Source organism: Deinococcus alpinitundrae (assembly GCF_009982895.1).
Classification (GTDB): Bacteria; Deinococcota; Deinococci; order Deinococcales; family Deinococcaceae; genus Deinococcus; species Deinococcus alpinitundrae.
On record NZ_WXZL01000275.1, the window covers coordinates 1 to 269 of the forward strand.

Here is a 269-nt window from a genome sequence, read left to right on the forward strand (position 1 = left end):
GGTATGGCCCGGGAGCTTACATCCTGCCAGCTTGATGGCTTCCTTATGAATTGGTGCAGTAGAGACCACGTCGATCAGCCCCGCTTTACCCAGCTCGATCGACTTCATCACATAGTCCAGCGACATTTGCCCCGCCAGTTTCTGCACCGTGCCCCATTCGATACTGTCGCAATCGTAGTCGCCAGTTTCCAGAACATCCAACGTCCCCCAGCTGAAACGGGCCTCCTGCGGATGGGTAATTTTATGGATAGCAAAATCGCAGCCCATGA

At 54.3% G+C, this 269-nt stretch carries 1 protein-coding gene; it reads right to left on the reverse strand.

Annotated elements, in window-relative coordinates:
- The coding region (locus tag GUI70_RS23370; RefSeq protein WP_202630607.1) for a 4-hydroxythreonine-4-phosphate dehydrogenase PdxA at positions 1 to 269 on the reverse strand (269 nt) is incomplete at both ends.